This is a genomic window from Xanthobacter autotrophicus (assembly GCF_029991245.1).
Lineage (GTDB): Bacteria > Pseudomonadota > Alphaproteobacteria > Rhizobiales > Xanthobacteraceae > Xanthobacter > Xanthobacter autotrophicus_C.
The window spans coordinates 1-16,783 of the sequence record NZ_JAIVFO010000099.1 but is presented as its reverse complement, the minus strand read 5'-3'; the positions used below and the strand labels follow the sequence as shown (position 1 = coordinate 16,783).

Below are 16,783 nucleotides of genomic sequence, written 5' to 3'. Positions count from 1 at the left end.
CGTCCGGGGCGTGGCATGGGGCGGGGCGTGCGGCGCATCGGTCGGCAGGTGCGGGAGTTCCTCGCCCAGGGTCGGCTCGCGTCGCTGGCCCGGCGCCGCGAAGGCTGCGGCGCGGCGCTCCTCCCGCAGCGGGGGCTCGCTGTTGCGGGGCCGCGCCGCCGGCCTGAAGGCGATGGGGGGCTCGGGCGGCTCGTCCGCAAGCTCGCGGTCGGCCTCGGCATCGGGGAAGGGCAGGGGCAGTTCGGCCACGTCGGGCAGATCGGGGAGCATGTCGTCCTCCCCTGCCCTGCCACCCTGGCCACCCTTGGGCCGGCGGCGCGGCAGCAGGCCGAGCAGGCCGCCGAAGGTGACGCCGTCCCCCGCCTCGCCGCGAGCCGGCTTCGCCGAACGCATGACCGCCACCTCGCGCTCGATGCCGAGGTCCTGGACATAGCGCACGCCCTGATCCTTCAGGATGCGCTGCGCGCCCTTGATGGTGAAGCCGTCCGTATAAAGCAGGTGGCGGATGCCGCGCAGGAGGTCCACGTCCTCCGGCCGGTAGAACCGCCGCCCCCCGGCCCGCTTGATGGGCTTGATCTGGGGGAAGCGGGTCTCCCAGAACCGCAGGACGTGCTGCGGAAGGGCCAGGTCTTCGGCGACCTCGCTGATGGTCCGGAAGGCGTCCGGAGCTTTCTCCGTGTCGCGCGCGTCCACCGTGTCTCCCGCCTCAATCGACCGAATCGCCCCGAAGTCCTGACGGAATCATACGGGTGAACGCGGCGTGCGGGAAGTTGTGGTGGCGCCCTGCGCGGCGGCGCGTCGCGCCTCGTCCCCCGCCCTCTGGGCGGGATCAGTCATCGTCCCTGCCCTTTGGGCGGGGTCAGTCTTCGTCCAAGCCGTCGCCGACGGTCCCGTTGATGCGGTGCTTGAGGATGCTGGAGGGCTTGAACACCATGACGCGGCGCGGCTCGATCGGCACTTCCTCGCCGGTCTTGGGATTGCGGCCGACCCGCTCGCCCTTCTCGCGCACGACAAAGGAGCCGAAGGAAGAGAGCTTCACCGTCTCGCCGCGGGCCAGGCAGTCGGCGATCTCCTTCAGAACCATTTCCACCAATTGGGCGGATTCGGTGCGGGACAGCCCCACCTGCTGATAGACGGCCTCACACAGATCCGCCCGCGTTACGGTCCGACCAGCCATTTGTCACCCCGGCCCCAGAAAGAAAGCGATCCGCTCGAAGCCCCGTTCGACGGTTGCGGATCGCAGAACTTCGGCAATTTTAACAGAGCACGCTTCAGGAATGTGACGGAAAGATCGCCGCACGCCCGAAAGCGACCCAGTACTGGCGAAGGATGTGCAACGCAAACTAGCCGCGCTTGCCAAGGTCGGTCAACGACTTAAATCAATTACCAGCGCAGGAGTGCCGATCCCCAGGTGAAGCCTCCGCCCATGGCCTCCAGCAGCACCAGATCGCCCCTTTTGATGCGCCCGTCCTTGACCGCAAGGTCGAACGCCAGGGGAATGGAGGCGGCCGAGGTATTGCCGTGCTGGTCCACGGTGGTCACCACCTTTTCGGGGGCGATGCCGAGCTTCAATGCGCTGGCGTCGATGATGCGCCGATTGGCCTGGTGGGGCACGAACCAGTCGATGCTCGCGGCACTTTCGCCGGTGGCGGCAAAGGCGTCCTCGATCACGTCGGTGATCATGCCCACGGCATGCTTGAACACCTCGCGGCCTTCCATGCGCAGGTGGCCCACCGTCCCGGTGGACGACGGGCCGCCGTCCACGAACAATTTGGCGCGATGCCGCCCGTCCGAACGCAGGTGCGTGGTGAGGATGCCGGCGCCGTGGGCGTCGTCCTCCCGCACCGCTTCCAGCACCATGGCCCCTGCCCCGTCGCCGAACAGCACGCAGGTGCCGCGATCCTCCCAGTCGAGGATGCGGGAAAAGGTCTCCGCCCCGATCACCAGCGCCCGCTCGAAGGCGCCGGTCTTCAGGTAGGCGTCGGCGGTGGCGAGGCCGAACACGAAGCCCGAGCAGACCGCCTGCAGGTCGAAGGCCGCGCCGCGGGTGATGCCCAGTTCCGCCTGCACCGTCACCGAGGTGGCGGGGAAGGTCTGGTCCGGGGTCGCGGTGGCGAGGATGATGAGGTCGATGTCGCGCGCAGCGAAACCCGCGTCGGCGAGGGCGCGCTCAGCGGCCTTCAGCGCGAGATGCGAGGTGAACTCGCCCTCGGCGGCAATATAGCGCTGGCGGATGCCGGTGCGCTGCACGATCCAGTCGTCGGACGTGTCGATGCGCCGCGCGAGATCGTCGTTGGAGAGCACCCTCTCGGGCAGATAGGACCCGGACCCCCGGGCGACGGACCTGATTCCGCTCACGATTGGCCTTCCACCCCTGCGGCCTGCGGCCGGGATACTGCAACGTCCGGCGGCTGGCGGCCGACGAGGCTCTTTTCGATGCGCGCGAGAAGCTCGTTGCGCACCATGTCGTAGGCGAGATCCACGGCGGCGGCGAATCCCTCCGCGTCGGTCCCGCCGTGGCTCTTGATGACGATGCCGTTCAGGCCCAGGAACACCCCGCCGTTGGCCCGGCGCGGGTCCATCTTCTCCCGCAGGACGCGGAAGGCGTCGCGGGCGAGGAGGTAGCCGATTCGCGCCCTCAGCGTGCGTCCCATGGCCGCGCGCAGGTAGGAGCCGAGCTGCTTGGCCGTGCCTTCCGCCGTCTTCAGCGCGATATTGCCGGAAAAGCCCTCGGTGACCACCACGTCCACGGTGCCGGCACCGATGTCGTTGCCCTCGACAAAACCGCGATAGTTCACCCCGACGATCTCCTCGCGGAGAATGCGGGCAGCCTCCTTGACCTCCTCGACGCCCTTGATCTCCTCGACGCCCACATTGAGCAGCCCCACCGTGGGCGCTTCGAGGTCGAACAGGACGCGGGCCATGGCCGAGCCCATGATGGCCATCTCCACCAGGCTCTTGGCGGTGGCGCCGATGGAGGCGCCCACGTCCAGCACCACGCTTTCCCCGCGCAGGGTCGGCCAGATGGCGGCGATGGCCGGCCGGCTGATTCCCGGCATGGTGCGCAGGTTGAAATTGGCCATGGCCATCAGCGCGCCGGTGTTGCCGGCGGAGACCGCCACGTCCGCCTCCTTCAGCTTCACCGCATCGATGGCGCGCCACATGGAGGATTTGTAGCGGCCGCGGCGCAGGGCCTGGCTCGGCTTGTCGTCCATGCCCACCACCACGTCGGTGTGGACGATGCGGGAGACGGCGGCGAGCTTGGGGTGGTTCTTCAGCACCTCGGTCACGCGCGCCTCGTCGCCATAGAGGACGAAGGCGGTGTCCGGATGGCGCCAGAGGGAGATTTCCGCCCCGGCAAGGACCGTCTCGGGTCCATGGTCGCCGCCCATGGCGTCGAGGGCGATGCGGACGGGTGCGGTCATCTCAGGCAGGTGTCCCTTGGGCTCTCTTGCGGGTTTAAAGGCGGTGCCGACCGGGGGTGCATATCCTCCCCGCATGACGGCTGACGCTTCGGCGGGCGGACAATAGCGTCTCGCGCCCGCATCGCAACTGGCGCGCGGCGTTCAAATGCGTCCCGGCGAAATTGGCGTCACTCGGCGTCCTTCAGCCGGGACAAGGCGGCGAAGGGCAAGGCAGCGGCGTCCTCGGCCGGCGGCTCGAACACCGCGCCGGGCTTGCGGGGATAGGGATCGATGCCGAGAATGAGGAACTCGCACACCAGCGCGCCGGCGTCGATGCGCCCGTCCTCGGTCTCGTCCGGCGGATCGATCTCGTTCTCTTCGTCGGTTACCACGGGCTTGTAGGTGCCGGGCGGCACGAAATGCACGTCGATCTCCTCGGAGAGCGGCGCATCGAACGGCTCCAGCGTGACGCCGCAGGCCTGCCGGATGGTGGCGGTGACAAGGCCGGTCACATGGGCCCCTGCCCCGCCCTCGGGCGCCAGATGAAGGTTTGCCTTCACGTCCTCCACCGCGATCACCCCGGCAAGGCTGGCGATGGCGGCGCACGTGGCGGCATCGGGGGCGAGGGCCAGGTCGAAGCCGCCGGCGGGCAGATCGAGCACGGAGAAGGGATAGGAATAGGGCAGATCGGTCATGTCTCGTTCTCGCGCACGGCGGGGTCGGGCAGCTCCAGCACGCCGCGGGCCAGGACCTCGAACGGCGTTGCATCGAGCTTCGCCGCGGCGGCGCGCACATAGGCGGCGAGCGCAGCGGCTTCAGGCGAAGGTTCAGCTTCGCCGGCGGAAAGGAGGTTGCGGGACAGGGCCTGGACCAGCGCGGTGTCGTCCGCCGCGGCCAGGGCCGCGTCATAGGCGGCGGCGCGGCCATAGAAGGCCTCGCCGATCTTCTTCATCTTCTTGGGCACGGTCAGGTCGCCGATCCCGACTTCGCGCATGGCGGCATCCATGTCAGCGGCGAAGGCATCGAAGATGTCCTGCGACATGGAGCGTTCCGGCGTATTGCCGCCCTTCAGGCGGTGGCAGACGAGGACGGTGTGGAGAACCACCATCTCGAACCGTCCTTCGAGCGTATCGGGCACGCCGAAGTCGGTGTAGAAGTCCGCCCGCCGCGACTGTGCCACGATCGCGCCATACAGGCGCTCAATGGTCGCGCGCGACATCGCGCGGGTCTTGGACGAGCGGAACAGGTTGAACATCGCAAATCCGGGGCGAGACGGTCCAGGCGGTGGGACTGGCATTCGGCCAAGCGGCGTAACGCGCCGCCGGCCTTGTGGCAAGGGGCGGCGATGCGGCGATGGTGCGGCGGCGGCAGGCGCCGGCCTGTCAGGGCCGGTCGAGCGAACATATGGGGAAGCGTGTGGCGTCACATGAGATGAAGGACATGCGGGGCGGCATGAATTCCGAAAACGCGGGTTCCGGAAGCACGGTTTCCGGATACAGGACCGCAACGACGGCGCTGCTTCTCGCGGCGCTCGGGCTCGCCGGCTGCGGCGACATGGTGGGCGGCAGCGGAACCACCATTTCCGGCGTCACCCGCACCTATCAGCGCGGCTACGTGCTGGCCGAGGGCGCGCTGGATCAGGTGCCGGTGGGATCGAGCCAGGAGCAGGTGCTGCTGGTGCTCGGCACCCCCTCCACCGTCGCGACGGTGAACGGCGAGGCCTTCTTCTATATCTCGCAGACCGCGCAGAAGGTGGCGTTCCTGAAGCCGGAGATCACCGAGCAGAAGGTGCTCGCCATCTATTTCGACAAGAACAAGCGCGTCAGCCGCGTCGCCCAGTACGGGCTGAAGGACGGCAAGGTGTTCGATTTCATCTCCCAGACCACGCCCACCAGCGGCGAGGAGCTGAGCCTCATCAAGCAGATGATCGGCCTCATCACCTTCTGAGTGTTGGCAACGGGCACATGGGCCGTAACCCGGATGTCCGGGTTACGGCGGGAGAGATGGCCAGGAACCGGCCACAAGGTGCGGGCGGGAGACCGCGCGCCAGCGCTCGATCCGCCGTCACCGCCCCCGGCTTACCGTGTCGGGGTGGCCCGGGCGATGGCGAGGAAATCCGCCGCCTTCAGGCTGGCGCCCCCCACCAGGGCACCGTCCACATCGGCAACCGCCATGAGGGTGGCGGCATTGTCCGGCTTCACCGAGCCGCCGTAGAGGATGCGGATCCCCTCCGCCTCGACGCCGAACTGCGACCTGAGCACGGAACGGATGGTGCCGTGGATGTTGGCCACGTCCTCCGGCGTGGGGGTCCGGCCGGTGCCGATGGCCCAGACCGGCTCGTAGGCGAGGACCAGATTGGCTGCCGTGCAGCCTTCGGGCAGCGACTGGCGCACCTGGCGCGTCACCACCCCCACGGCCTCTCCGGCGTCGCGCTCCTCGGCGGTTTCGCCGACGCAGACGATGGGCAGTAGCCCGAAGCACCACGCCGCCTTCACCTTGGCCATCACCACCGCATCGCTCTCCGACAGGTTGGTGCGGCGCTCCGAATGGCCGACGATGACCGAGGTGACGCCGGCATCCTTCAGCATCTCCGCGGAAATGCCGCCGGTGTGGGCGCCGGCGGGGGCGGGATGGCAATTCTGGCCGCCCAGCTGCACCCCGGAGCCGGCGAGGCGCTCGGCCGCGGAGACCAGAAGCGTCGCCGGCGGGCAGACCAAAAGGTCCAGCTTGGCCTTGAGGTCGGCGTCATAGCCCGCGGCAAGGGCCTCGATCTCGGAGAGGGAGCTTTTGAGCCCGTTCATTTTCCAGTTGCCGGCGATCAGGACGCGGCGGGAAGCGGGCATGGTTCGGCTCTCCTCTAGTTTTGATCAGGGCTCGCTCTATCAGAGCCCTTTCCCAGCCAAAAGGCATCAAGATGCGCCGTTGCGGGAGCATGGCGGCCTCACTATCATGCGCCGCTTCGCGCCGGACCCGGCCAAAACGAGAACGAACCGTCGATGGTACTTCAGACCCTTCGTAAGGGCGCGTCCGGCTGGATCGCCAAGATTTTCCTCGTCGTGCTCACGCTCAGCTTCCTGGTGTGGGGCATCGCGGACGTTTTCCGCGGCATGGGCGCGACCGCGGTGGCGAGCGTCGGCGCCACCGAGATTTCCGCCGATGCGTTCCGCCGCCAGTATCTCGAACAGCTCCAGCAGATCAGCCGCCGCGCCGGCCGCCCGATCACGCCGGACCAGGCCCGTGCCTTCGGCCTCGACCGGCAGATCCTCAACCAGATGATCGCCGACGCCACGCTGGACGAACAGGCCTCCCGCCTCGCCCTCGCGGTCTCCGACGAGCAGATCGCGCGCGAAATCGCCGAGAACCCCAATTACCGCCGCCCCGGCGCCACCAGCTTCGATCCGGCCTATTTCCAGCAGCTGCTGCGCTCCAACAACCTCACCGAGCAGCGCTTCGTGGCCTCCGAGCGCCAGCGCGCCGTGCGCGACCAGCTGCTGAAGTCGCTGGGCGCCGGTGTCGCGGTGCCGCAGGTGCTCATCGATGCGGTGGGCCGATTCGAGAACGAGACCCGCACCGCCTCCTACGTGCGCGTCACCCCGGCTGCGGCCGGCCCCCTCGCCGCGCCCACGGACGAGGGGCTGCGGGCCTATTTCGACGCCCACAAGGTCGCCTTCCGCGCCCCGGAATACCGCAAGATCAGCGTCCTGGCGCTGACCCCCGCGACGCTCGCCGCCGCCGAGACCGTGACCGACGCCGCCGCCAAAGCCGATTACGAGCGCAACCTCTCCCGCTTCGGCACGCCGGAGCGCCGCGAGGTGCAGCAGATCGTCTTCACCTCCGCCGCCGACGCCCAGGCCGCCGACGAGAAGATCAAGGCGGGCGCGAGCTTTGCCGACATCGCCGCCGCGCGCGGCCTGACCGCCAAGGACACCGACCTCGGCCTCGTGGCCAAGTCCGCCATCCTCGATCCCAAGATCGCGGACGCCGCCTTCGCCCTGCCCGCGGGCGCGGTGAGCGCCGTGGAGGGCCGCTTCGGCACCGTGCTGGTGCACGTCACGAAGATCGAGCCCGGCGCCCGCCAGCCATTCGAGGCGGTGAAGGACCAGATCATCGCCGACCTGCGCCTCGATCGCGCCCGCCGCGCGCTGCTCGACAAGCACGACCAGGTGGAGGACGAGCGCGCCTCCGGCTCCACCCTCGCCGAGGTGGCGCAGAAGCTCGGCCTGACGCTCCAGACCTTCGACGCGGTGGACCGCTCCGGCCGCACGCCGGCGGGCGATCCGGCGGACGTGCCCGGCGGCTCGGACGTGCTGTCCGGCGCCTTCGCCGCCCAGCCGGGGGTGGAGACCGACACCGTCCAGCTGCCGCAGAACGCCGGTTTCGTCTGGTACGAGACCAATGCCATCACCCCCGCCCGCGACCGCACCTTCGACGAGGCCAAGGCCGCCGTCACCGTCCGCTGGACCGAGGCGGAGACGGAGAAGGCGGTGGAAGCCAAGGCCACCGCCCTCCTCGACAAGGCCAAGGCCGGCACCCCGCTGGCCCAGGTGGCGGCCGAGGCGGATCTGCCGCTCCAGATCGCCGACAGCCTGCGTCGCGGTCGCGCCGCCGGGCCGTTCAGCGCCGAGAGCATTGCCAGCGTGTTCGACGTGAAGGAAGGCGGCTTCGGCGTCGCGCTCGGCACCACCGAGCCGGACCGCATCGTGTTCGAGGTGACGAAGATCATGGTGCCGCCGCCGGACATGGATACATCGCGCGCGTCGGCCGAGCTGTCGCGCCAGATCGAGAACGACATGCTGCTGCAGTATCTTTCCGCCATCCAGAAGGAGATCGGCGTGAAGGTGAATGACAAGCTCGTGGCCCAGGCCACGGGCGCGGGCGCGACCAACTGAAGGTGGGCCGACCCGTGAACGCACCCACCGATTTCGACCTCTTCACCGCGCGCTACCTGAAGGGCGAGGCGCAGGTGGTCTCCACCACACTGGTGGCCGACCTGGAAACGCCGGTCTCGGCCTTCCTGAAGCTCGCCGGCGACACCCCCAATGCCTTCCTCCTCGAATCTGTGGAGGGCGGGCAGGCGCGCGGGCGCTATTCCATGATCGGGCTCGCGCCCGACCTCATCTTCCGCGCCTCCGGCGACACGGCGGAGATCAACCGCACCCCGCAGACCGACAAGGACGCCTTCGTCCCCTGCCCCGAGCCGCCGCTGACGGCGCTGCGCACCCTGCTTGCCGAATCGGCCATCGACCTGCCGGCGGGCGCCCCGCCCATGGCGGCGGGGGTGTTTGGCTATCTCGGCTACGACATGGTGCGGCAGATGGAGAAGCTCGCGCCCGCCAAGCCGGACCCGATCGGCGTGCCCGAGGCGTTGCTCATCCGCCCCACCCTGATGGTGGTGTTCGACGCGGTGAAGGACGAGCTGACCGCCGTCACCCCGGTGCGCCCGAGGGAGGGCGTCTCCCCCCGCGCGGCCTATGAGGCGGCGCTGGAGCGGCTCGACCGGGTGGTGGCCGGGCTCGATCGCGCTATCGCCCATCCGGCTCCGGAGCCGTTCCACGGCGAGGTCGTGCCGGTCTCCAACACCGGCGCCGACGAATTCTGCGCCATGGTGGACAAGGCCAAGGACTATATCCGCGCCGGCGACATCTTCCAGGTGGTGCTGTCCCAGCGCTTCGAGAGCCCCTTCACCCTGCCGCCCTTCGCCCTCTACCGGGCGCTGCGGCGCGTGAACCCGGCGCCGTTCCTGGTATATCTCAAATTCGACGGCTTCTCCGTGGTGTGCTCCTCGCCGGAGATCCTGGTGCGGCTGCGCGGCGGGCAGGTGACCATCCGTCCCATCGCCGGCACCCGCAAGCGTGGCGCCACCCATGTGGAGGACGACGCGCTGGCCGCCGAATTGCTTGCCGATCCCAAGGAGCGCGCCGAGCATCTCATGCTGCTGGACCTCGGCCGCAACGATGCGGGGCGGGTCTCGCAGATCGGCACGGTGAAGGTGACCGATAGCTTCTTCATCGAGCGCTACAGCCAGGTGATGCACATCGTCTCCAACGTGGAAGGCACGCTGGACCCGCGCTTCGACGCGGTGGACGCGCTGGCCGCGGGCTTCCCCGCAGGCACGGTCTCCGGCTCGCCTAAGGTGCGCGCCATGGAGATCATCGACGAGCTGGAGAAGGACAAGCGCGGCATCTATGCCGGCGCTATCGGCTATTTCGGCGCCAATGGCGAGATGGACACCTGCATCGTCCTGCGCACCGCCGTGGTGAAGGACGGCCGCATGTATGTGCAGGCCGGCGCAGGCATCGTCTACGACAGCGTGCCCGAGAGCGAGCAGCAGGAATGCGTGAACAAGGCCAAGGCCCTGTTCCGCGCCGGGGAAGAGGCGGTGCGCTTCGCCGCCCGCGCCGGCAAGGGGCAGTGAACGAGATGGATGCGCGCCGGTTTAAGGCAATGGCTGCGTCCCCGCTGGTTCGCAGCGGGCGCGCGATCATGGCCGGCGTCATGGCGGCCCGATGGCGTGGGTTGCCCCGCACCCCCGTCGCCGCCCTTGCTTGACCACACCCGCCGGGCCACGCATTAAGCCCGGAAAGCCCGAGATCTTCGGGGCCTGGAGCGCCCATGACCAACGTCACGCTGATCGATAATTACGACAGCTTCACCTACAACCTCGTGCATTACCTGGGCGAGCTTGGCGCGACCGTCACCGTCCATCGCAACGACAAGGTGACCATCGAGGAAGTGCTGGCCGAGAAGCCCGACGCCATCGTGCTCTCCCCCGGCCCCTGCACCCCCAACGAGGCCGGCATCTGCCTCGACCTCATCGCCAAGGCCGGCGAGAGCGTGCCGATCTTCGGCGTGTGCCTCGGCCACCAGGCCATCGGGCAGGTGTTCGGCGGCGACGTGGTGCGCGCGCCCGTCCCCATGCACGGCAAGATGAGCGAGATCCTGCACGAGGGCAAAAGCGTCTTCCGCGGGCTCAACCATTCGTTCCAGGCGACGCGCTACCACTCCCTCGTCGTCGAGCGCGACACCCTGCCCGACGCGCTGGAGGTGACCGCGCACACGGCGGATGGGCTGATCATGGGCCTTGCCCACAAGAGCCTGCCCATCCACGGCGTGCAGTTCCATCCCGAGAGCATCGCCTCGGAGAACGGCCACGCGCTGATCCGCAATTTCCTCGAGATTGCAGCCGCCTTCAATGCGCAAAAGGCCAAGGGCTGAGCACGAGAGGCTGAGGACGAGACATGAACGAGTTCAAACCCCTCCTCGGCAAGGTGGCCACCGGCGCGAGCCTCAGCCGCGACGAGGCCGCTTACGTGTTCGACAAGATGATGTCGGGCGAGGCCACCCCCTCCCAGATGGGCGCGCTGCTCATGGGCCTGCGCGTGCGCGGCGAGACGGTGGAGGAGATCGCCGGCGCGGTCTCCGTCATGCGCTCCAAGATGCTACCCGTGGAGGCGCCCATCGAGGCGGTGGACGTGGTGGGCACCGGCGGCGACGCGTCCGGCTCCTACAACATCTCCACCTGCGCCTCCTTCATCGTGGCGGGGGCCGGCGTGCCGGTGGCCAAGCACGGCAACCGGGCGCTGTCCTCCAAGTCGGGGGCGGCGGACGTGCTGGCGGCGCTGGGTGTGCGCATCGACCTCGACCCGGCCGGCATCTCCCACTGCATCGCGGAGGCCGGCATCGGCTTCATGTTCGCCCCCTCCCACCATCCGGCCATGAAGCATGTGGGGCCGACGCGGGTGGAGATGGGCACGCGCACCATCTTCAACCTGCTGGGGCCGCTCTCCAATCCCGCCGGGGTGACGCGGCAGATGGTGGGCGTGTTCGCCAAGTCCTGGATCGTGCCTTTGGCCGAGGTGCTGCGCACGCTGGGGTCGCAAAAGGCGTTCGTGGTGCATGGGTCCGACGGGCTGGATGAGATCACCATCTCCGGCGACACCGATATCGCGGTGCTGGACGAGGGGCGCATCCACACCTTCACCGTGAAGCCGGAGGATGTGGGCCTCAGGCGCCATCCGGCGCAGGACCTGACGGGCGGCGATGCCAAGCATAATGCCAAGGCGCTCAGGACCGTGCTGGACGGTGCCGAGGGCGCCTATCGCGACGTGTCCCTGTTCAATGCCGCCGCCGCCCTTGTGGTGGCCGGCCGGGCCAAGGACCTGAAAGAGGGGGTCGAGATGGCGCAGGTCAGCCTCGACACCGGCTCCGCCCGCGCGCGGCTGGAGCACCTTGTGGCCATATCCGAGAAACTGGCGCCGGAGGCGGCCCAATGATCGATATCCTGAAGAAGATCGAAGCCTACAAGCGCGACGAGATTGCCGTCGCCAAGCACGCCCGCCCGCTGGCGGAGATCGAGGCGGCGGCCCGCGCCGCGCCCCGCGTGCGCCCGTTCGCCGGGGCCATCGCCGCAAGCCTCGCCGAGGGGCGCACCGCGCTCATCGCCGAGATCAAGAAGGCGAGCCCCTCCAAGGGCCTGATCCGCGAGGATTTCGATCCGCCGGCGCTGGCCCGCGCCTACCAGCGCGGCGGCGCCACCTGCCTGTCCGTGCTCACCGACACCCCCTCCTTCCAGGGCGCGCCGGAATTCCTCGGCTCGGCCCGGGCGGCGGTGAGCCTGCCGGTGCTGCGCAAGGACTTCATGTACGACACCTACCAGGTGGTGGAGGCCCGCGCCTGGGGGGCGGACTGCATCCTCATCATCATGGCCGGGGTGGACGACCTGCTCGCCCGCGACCTTGCCGATGCCGCCGCCGCCTACGGCATGGACGCCATCGTGGAGGTGCACGACGACGCCGAGCTGGAGCGGGCGCTGGATCTGCCGTGCCGGCTTATCGGCATCAACAACCGCAACCTGCGCACCTTCGAGACATCGCTCGAAACCTCCGAGCGCCTCGCTCCCCGCGTGCCGAAGGACCGCATCGCCATCGGCGAGAGCGGCATCTTCACGCCACAGGACGTGGCGCGGCTCGCCAAGGTGGGCATCGGCACCATCCTGGTCGGCGAGAGCTTGATGCGGCAGGAGGATGTCGCATCCGCAACATCACAGCTCCTTGCGGGCTAGGCTTGCCGTATAGGTAAAGTTCCGCCTTAATGGGCATGACGGCTCCGCAAGTGGGCCGCACCCATGGGAGGACTTCATGAGACTGCGCCTGTTCGCCGGCATTGCCATTGCCGGCCTGTTCTGTGCCCCGGCGCTGGCCGCCGACCCCGTCGGCCTGTGGCAGACCCCGTCGCGGGGTGGCCAGGTGGAGATTTCCAAGTGCGGCGCCAGCCTGTGCGGCCGCCTTGTCTCCTCCGAGGGGATCAAGGCCGATCCCACCCTCAAGGACGTGAACAATGCCAACGCCTCCCTGCGCAGCCGGCCGGTGAAGGGTGTCACCATCCTCACCGGCTTCTCGGGCGGGCCGCAGGAATGGAGCGGTGGCAGCATCTACAATGCCGAGGACGGCAAGACCTATTCCGGCTCCATCACCCTCGACGGCAACGACACCCTGAAGCTGCGCGGCTGCGTGGTGGCGCCGCTCTGCAAGACGCAGGTCTGGACCCGCCTGCGCTGAGGCAGCGCCGCTTTCACCGCACGAACGCCCCCGGCGGCCTTCTGCCTGCCTTCCCGAGGTGGACAGGACCCGCCGCGGGCGCCATGTTCCGTCCCGCACGAAACGATTCCGGGGCGCACCGACGGCCATGGCGAGCCTGACCCATATCGATGCCGAGGGCTCGGCCCGCATGGTGGACGTGTCCGACAAGGCCGCGACCGCCCGCGAGGCTTTGGCCGAGGGCCGCGTGGCCATGGCGCCCGCGACCCTCGACCTCATCCTCTCCGGCAACGCCAAGAAGGGCGATGTGATGGGCGTGGCCCGCCTTGCCGGCATCATGGCCGCCAAGCGCACCCACGAGCTGATCCCCCTGTGCCACCCGCTGATGCTCACCAAGGTGGAGGTGGAGGTCGTTCCTGATCCCGCGCTTCCCGGCCTTCACGTGACCGCCCGGGCCAAGACCACGGGCCAGACCGGCGTGGAGATGGAAGCGCTGACCGCGGTCTCGGTGGCCTGCCTCACCATCTACGACATGGCCAAGGCCGCCGACCGTGGCATGCGAATTGATGGTATCCGGCTTCTGGAGAAATCCGGCGGCGCCAGCGGGCATTTCCGCGCGGAACCGCCGACGGACTGAAGAGGCGGAGCCACTGATGGAACCGAGCGCGACAGCGGGCGTCGAGAAGCCGGCAGGGAAGAAGACGCCGCTCATGAGCGTCGAGGAGGCCATCGGCCTTGTCACGGCCGGCGCGTCGGCCCTCGGCGTCGAGCCGGTGGCGGTGGCGCTGGCCGATGGGCGGGTGCTGGCGCAGGACCTGCCCGCCCGCCGCACCCAGCCGCCCGCCGACATGTCCGCCATGGACGGCTATGCCGTGCGCGGCGCCGATATCGCCCAGACTCCGGCGCGCCTCGCCGTGATCGGCGAATCCGCGGCGGGCCGGCCGTTCGCCGGTGCCGTGGGGCCGAACCAGGCGGTGCGCATCTTTACCGGTGCGGTGGTGCCCGAGGGCGCCGATACGGTGGTGATCCAGGAGAACACCAGCCGCGACGGCGACATCATCACCACCACGGCCGCCACGGCGGCCTTGCGCAACGTGCGCAAGAAGGGCTGCGACTTTACCGCCGGCACGCCGGGCCTCATGGCCGGGCGGCGGCTGACCGGCCGCGACATCATGCTCGCCGCCGCCATGGATCACGCCACCCTGCCGGTGGCGCGCCGCCCCCGCGTGGCGCTGCTGCAGACCGGAGACGAGCTGGTTCTGCCCGGCACGGGCACGGGCCGGGACAGCGAGATCGTCGTGTCCAACGCCTTCGGCCTCGCCGCCCTCGCCCGCCGCGCCGGCGCGGAGGTGACCGACCTCGGCCTGGTGCGGGATGATCTGGCTGCCATTCGCGCCGTGGTGGAGCAGGCGCTTTCGGGCGTGTTCGACCTTGTCGTCTCCTCCGGTGGCGCCTCCGTGGGCGACCACGACCTCATGGCGCCGGCGCTGCGCGCCGAGGGGGTGGAACTCTTCGTGCACAAGATCGCCCTGCGCCCCGGCAAGCCGCTGATGTTCGGCAGCAAAAGCGGTGTGCGGGTGCTGGGCCTGCCGGGCAATCCGGTGTCCTCCCATGTCTGCGCCATGGTGTTTCTGGTGCCGCTGCTGCGGGCGATGCAGGGCGATGCCGCCCCCGGCCCGGTGACCGCGCCGGCGCGCCTCGCCGTGGACGTGCCGGCCAACGACGTGCGCCGCGATTTCATGCGCGCCCGCATGGACCGGCGCCCCGATGGAACGGTGCATGTGACACCGTCCGCGTCCCAGGACAGCGCCATGCTGAGCGTGCTGGCGTCCGCAGACTGCCTGCTGATGCGCCCGCCCTTCGCCCCCGCGGCCAAGGCCGGCGATCCCTGCGAGATCATCCCTTTTGACGATTGAGCGGCCTTAACCCTGCCTTCACCACTTGCGGAACACAAAAGGAACAGATAGAAGCTGTTCATGATTTGTTTCGCGGCGCCGGGCGGGCGCTAGCAGGGGGCGAGAGATGCTGACGCGCAAGCAATATGACCTGCTTCGCTTCATTCACGAGCGGCTGAAGGAGACCGGCGTGCCCCCCTCCTTCGACGAGATGAAGGAGGCGCTGGACCTGCGGTCCAAGTCCGGCATCCACCGCCTGATCACGGCACTGGAGGAACGCGGCTTCATCCGCCGCCTGCCCAACCGGGCCCGGGCGCTGGAGGTGGTGCGCCTGCCGGACAGCGTCGCGCCGGGCCTTGCCATCCCCCGTGCCGCCAGCCGCGGCTTCTCCCCCTCTGTCATCGAGGGCAGCCTGGGCAAGGTGCGGCCGGCCTCGGACGATGATGAAGGCGCCGGCCAGGTGGTCACTGTCCCGGTCATGGGGCGGATTGCAGCGGGCTCGCCCATCTCCGCCATCCAGACCCGCAGCCATACCCTCAATATCCCGCCCGAGATGCTGGGCAGTGGCGAGCATTTCGCCCTGGAAGTGCGCGGCGACAGCATGATCGAGGCCGGCATCCTCGACGGCGACACCGTGCTCATCCGCAAATGCGATACGGCGGACACGGGCGACATCATCGTCGCCCTGGTGGACGACGAGGAGGCGACGCTGAAGCGCCTGCGCAAGAAAGGCGCCTCCATCGCCCTCGAAGCCGCCAACCCGGCCTATGAGACCCGCATCTTCGGGCCGGACCGGGTGCGCATCCAGGGTCGCCTGATCGGCCTCATGCGGCGTTATTGATTTCCGCTTCCTCCCCCCGATCGAGGGGAAGACCGGGACGGGGTGAGGGGCGTGGTGGTCGCCATGCTCAACGGGGCCGGCTCCTCTGGAGCGACGCTTCTCACCCCTGCTTTTTACACCTTGCGGTGTGTCCGCTCCCCGGAACACATCGGGCTTCCATGCTGCGGATCAGTCCGATGCGGCGTCGGCTTCCGGGTCGTCCGTTGGCGGGCGCGATGGTGCGGGCTCCGGCGGCAGGGGCGACATCCAGGGGCGCTGGACGTGGGGCCTGCGGGTGGGCTCGACGTGCCAGGCGCTGTCGCGGAAATGATAAGCCAAGGTGCCGGTGCGCTGGAGCGCTTCAGGTGTCACCACCTGGGCCGGACAGCGCCGGGGCGGCACATCCCGGGTGACGACGATGCGCGATTCAAGGCAATCCGCCTCCAGGCTTTCCGCCCGTCGCGATACGGCGATGGTACCGCCACCCGGCAGGGGCGCGGTGCAGCCGAGCGGATCACAGGTGAACAGCGCGGTAAGTCCCTCCGCCTCCGCCCGCCGCATGTCGCCTTCCCGGGTCATCCATTGCTCCACCACCAGCCGCTGGCTGCGGGCTCCGAGGACGGAGAGTCGCCCGTCCGGCCCGCGCACGGCCACCGTCTGGGCATCGGGTGCGATGAGGAGGTCCGGCCGCGGCGGTGCGCCGGCCAACAGCAGGGCGAGGGAAAACGGCACGAGGGCGAGCGCGGTGAGCAGCCCGCGCAGCAGGCACAGGGCGGCAAGGCCGAGGCTGAACAGCGCGAGCGGCGGCGCGCCGACCGCATCGACCCGCACGTCCGCACCCGGCAGCACTGCAATGGCATCGGAGACCGCCACCATGATCTCGATGCCCTTGCCCATCACCGGCCAGGCCAGATGATCAAAGCCCAGCGGCATCAGCAGCACGCCCAGCAGGCCGAACGGCATCACCAGGAACGAGACCGCCGGCATGGCGGCGAGATTGGCGAGGAGACCGTAGGGCGCCACGCGCTGAAAGTGGAAAATGCCGTAGGGCGCCGTGGCCAGTCCCGCCACCAGGGAAGTCAGCATGGTTCCGCCCACCAGCACCGCGAGCCATACGGCCCCCTGCCC

General features: G+C 69.2%; 18 protein-coding genes. 10 read left to right on the top strand and 8 right to left on the bottom strand.

Features of this window, described 5'->3' with window-relative positions; genetic code table 11:
* From K9U41_RS15885 to K9U41_RS15860, 6 genes are all read right to left on the bottom strand, one after another.
* Window positions 1–693, bottom strand: a 693-nt coding sequence (locus K9U41_RS15885) for a MerR family transcriptional regulator (RefSeq protein ID WP_282641833.1), incomplete at its 3' end; no start/stop codon positions are given.
* Window positions 694–859: 166 nt separating this feature from the next.
* Window positions 860–1,177, bottom strand: a complete 318-nt coding sequence (locus tag K9U41_RS15880; RefSeq protein ID WP_012116356.1) for an integration host factor subunit alpha — start codon at window positions 1,175–1,177, stop codon at window positions 860–862.
* 206 nt (window positions 1,178–1,383) lie between these two features.
* Window positions 1,384–2,358, bottom strand: a complete 975-nt coding sequence (locus K9U41_RS15875; RefSeq protein ID WP_282641832.1) for a beta-ketoacyl-ACP synthase III — start codon at window positions 2,356–2,358, stop codon at window positions 1,384–1,386.
* A complete protein-coding gene (gene plsX / locus K9U41_RS15870; RefSeq protein ID WP_282641831.1) occupies window positions 2,355–3,425 on the bottom strand; it encodes a phosphate acyltransferase PlsX in 1,071 nt (356 codons plus the stop codon). Before plsX ends, K9U41_RS15875 begins: the two co-directional genes overlap by 4 nt.
* Window positions 3,426–3,592: 167 nt before the next feature.
* On the bottom strand, window positions 3,593–4,099 hold the full coding sequence (locus K9U41_RS15865) for a YceD family protein (protein ID WP_282641830.1): 507 nt from the start codon (window positions 4,097–4,099) through the stop codon (window positions 3,593–3,595).
* A complete protein-coding gene (locus K9U41_RS15860; RefSeq protein ID WP_282641828.1) occupies window positions 4,096–4,659 on the bottom strand; it encodes a ubiquinol-cytochrome C chaperone family protein in 564 nt (187 codons plus the stop codon). The genes K9U41_RS15865 and K9U41_RS15860 overlap by 4 nt, the downstream gene beginning before the upstream one ends.
* Before the next feature lie 197 nt (window positions 4,660–4,856).
* Between K9U41_RS15860 and K9U41_RS15855 the strand changes: the two genes are divergently transcribed.
* Window positions 4,857–5,351, top strand: coding sequence for an outer membrane protein assembly factor BamE (locus K9U41_RS15855; RefSeq protein WP_282641827.1), 495 nt, complete (start codon window positions 4,857–4,859; stop codon window positions 5,349–5,351).
* Between the two features lie 131 nt (window positions 5,352–5,482).
* On the opposite strand, the gene tpiA is transcribed toward K9U41_RS15855, so the two are convergent.
* On the bottom strand, window positions 5,483–6,247 hold the full coding sequence (gene tpiA, locus K9U41_RS15850; RefSeq protein ID WP_282641826.1) for a triose-phosphate isomerase: 765 nt from the start codon (window positions 6,245–6,247) through the stop codon (window positions 5,483–5,485).
* Between the two features lie 153 nt (window positions 6,248–6,400).
* Here tpiA and K9U41_RS15845 point away from each other — a divergent pair, with 153 nt between their 5' ends.
* From K9U41_RS15845 to lexA, 9 genes are all read left to right on the top strand, one after another.
* Window positions 6,401–8,293, top strand: coding sequence for a peptidylprolyl isomerase (locus K9U41_RS15845; RefSeq protein ID WP_282641825.1), 1,893 nt, complete (start codon window positions 6,401–6,403; stop codon window positions 8,291–8,293).
* A gap of 14 nt (window positions 8,294–8,307) precedes the next feature.
* Window positions 8,308–9,819 carry an anthranilate synthase component I gene (gene trpE, locus K9U41_RS15840; protein WP_282641823.1) on the top strand — a complete coding sequence of 504 codons (1,512 nt, stop codon included), beginning with the start codon at window positions 8,308–8,310 and terminating at the stop codon, window positions 9,817–9,819.
* 197 nt (window positions 9,820–10,016) lie between these two features.
* Entirely contained in the window at window positions 10,017–10,619 is a 603-nt protein-coding gene (locus tag K9U41_RS15835; RefSeq protein ID WP_282641822.1) for an anthranilate synthase component II, read from the top strand.
* A 23-nt stretch (window positions 10,620–10,642) separates the two neighbouring features.
* On the top strand, window positions 10,643–11,677 hold the full coding sequence (trpD, locus tag K9U41_RS15830) for an anthranilate phosphoribosyltransferase (RefSeq protein WP_282641820.1): 1,035 nt from the start codon (window positions 10,643–10,645) through the stop codon (window positions 11,675–11,677).
* Window positions 11,674–12,465, top strand: coding sequence for an indole-3-glycerol phosphate synthase TrpC (gene trpC / locus K9U41_RS15825; protein ID WP_282641819.1), 792 nt, complete (start codon window positions 11,674–11,676; stop codon window positions 12,463–12,465). The genes trpD and trpC overlap by 4 nt, the downstream gene beginning before the upstream one ends.
* 76 nt (window positions 12,466–12,541) lie before the next feature.
* Window positions 12,542–12,961: a DUF2147 domain-containing protein gene (locus tag K9U41_RS15820; protein ID WP_282641818.1), complete on the top strand. Its 420-nt coding sequence runs from the start codon at window positions 12,542–12,544 to the stop codon at window positions 12,959–12,961.
* A gap of 127 nt (window positions 12,962–13,088) precedes the next feature.
* Window positions 13,089–13,577 carry a cyclic pyranopterin monophosphate synthase MoaC gene (moaC, locus tag K9U41_RS15815; RefSeq protein ID WP_282641816.1) on the top strand — a complete coding sequence of 163 codons (489 nt, stop codon included), beginning with the start codon at window positions 13,089–13,091 and terminating at the stop codon, window positions 13,575–13,577.
* 16 nt (window positions 13,578–13,593) lie between these two features.
* The gene (locus tag K9U41_RS15810; RefSeq protein WP_282641815.1) at window positions 13,594–14,856 is read left to right on the top strand and encodes a molybdopterin molybdotransferase MoeA; all 1,263 of its coding nucleotides are present in this window, start codon (window positions 13,594–13,596) and stop codon (window positions 14,854–14,856) included.
* Window positions 14,857–14,962: 106 nt separating this feature from the next.
* The gene (gene lexA, locus K9U41_RS15805) at window positions 14,963–15,676 is read left to right on the top strand and encodes a transcriptional repressor LexA (RefSeq protein WP_282641813.1); all 714 of its coding nucleotides are present in this window, start codon (window positions 14,963–14,965) and stop codon (window positions 15,674–15,676) included.
* Between the two features lie 168 nt (window positions 15,677–15,844).
* Here the strand turns inward: lexA and K9U41_RS15800 are convergent.
* Window positions 15,845–16,783 (bottom strand): ComEC/Rec2 family competence protein (locus K9U41_RS15800; RefSeq protein WP_282641812.1); only part of this gene is annotated, 939 nt, incomplete at its 5' end.

Coding starts and splice junctions, on each gene's coding strand:
- trpC (WP_282641819.1), top strand. CDS start 11,674: ATGATCGATATCCTGAAGAAGATCGAAGCCTACAAGCGCGACGAGATT.
- K9U41_RS15855 (WP_282641827.1), top strand. CDS start 4,857: ATGAATTCCGAAAACGCGGGTTCCGGAAGCACGGTTTCCGGATACAGG.
- K9U41_RS15880 (WP_012116356.1), bottom strand. CDS start 1,177: ATGGCTGGTCGGACCGTAACGCGGGCGGATCTGTGTGAGGCCGTCTAT.
- K9U41_RS15845 (WP_282641825.1), top strand. CDS start 6,401: ATGGTACTTCAGACCCTTCGTAAGGGCGCGTCCGGCTGGATCGCCAAG.
- K9U41_RS15820 (WP_282641818.1), top strand. CDS start 12,542: ATGAGACTGCGCCTGTTCGCCGGCATTGCCATTGCCGGCCTGTTCTGT.
- K9U41_RS15860 (WP_282641828.1), bottom strand. CDS start 4,659: ATGTTCAACCTGTTCCGCTCGTCCAAGACCCGCGCGATGTCGCGCGCG.
- moaC (WP_282641816.1), top strand. CDS start 13,089: ATGGCGAGCCTGACCCATATCGATGCCGAGGGCTCGGCCCGCATGGTG.
- plsX (WP_282641831.1), bottom strand. CDS start 3,425: ATGACCGCACCCGTCCGCATCGCCCTCGACGCCATGGGCGGCGACCAT.
- lexA (WP_282641813.1), top strand. CDS start 14,963: ATGCTGACGCGCAAGCAATATGACCTGCTTCGCTTCATTCACGAGCGG.
- K9U41_RS15865 (WP_282641830.1), bottom strand. CDS start 4,099: ATGACCGATCTGCCCTATTCCTATCCCTTCTCCGTGCTCGATCTGCCC.
- trpD (WP_282641820.1), top strand. CDS start 10,643: ATGAACGAGTTCAAACCCCTCCTCGGCAAGGTGGCCACCGGCGCGAGC.
- K9U41_RS15810 (WP_282641815.1), top strand. CDS start 13,594: ATGGAACCGAGCGCGACAGCGGGCGTCGAGAAGCCGGCAGGGAAGAAG.
- tpiA (WP_282641826.1), bottom strand. CDS start 6,247: ATGCCCGCTTCCCGCCGCGTCCTGATCGCCGGCAACTGGAAAATGAAC.
- K9U41_RS15835 (WP_282641822.1), top strand. CDS start 10,017: ATGACCAACGTCACGCTGATCGATAATTACGACAGCTTCACCTACAAC.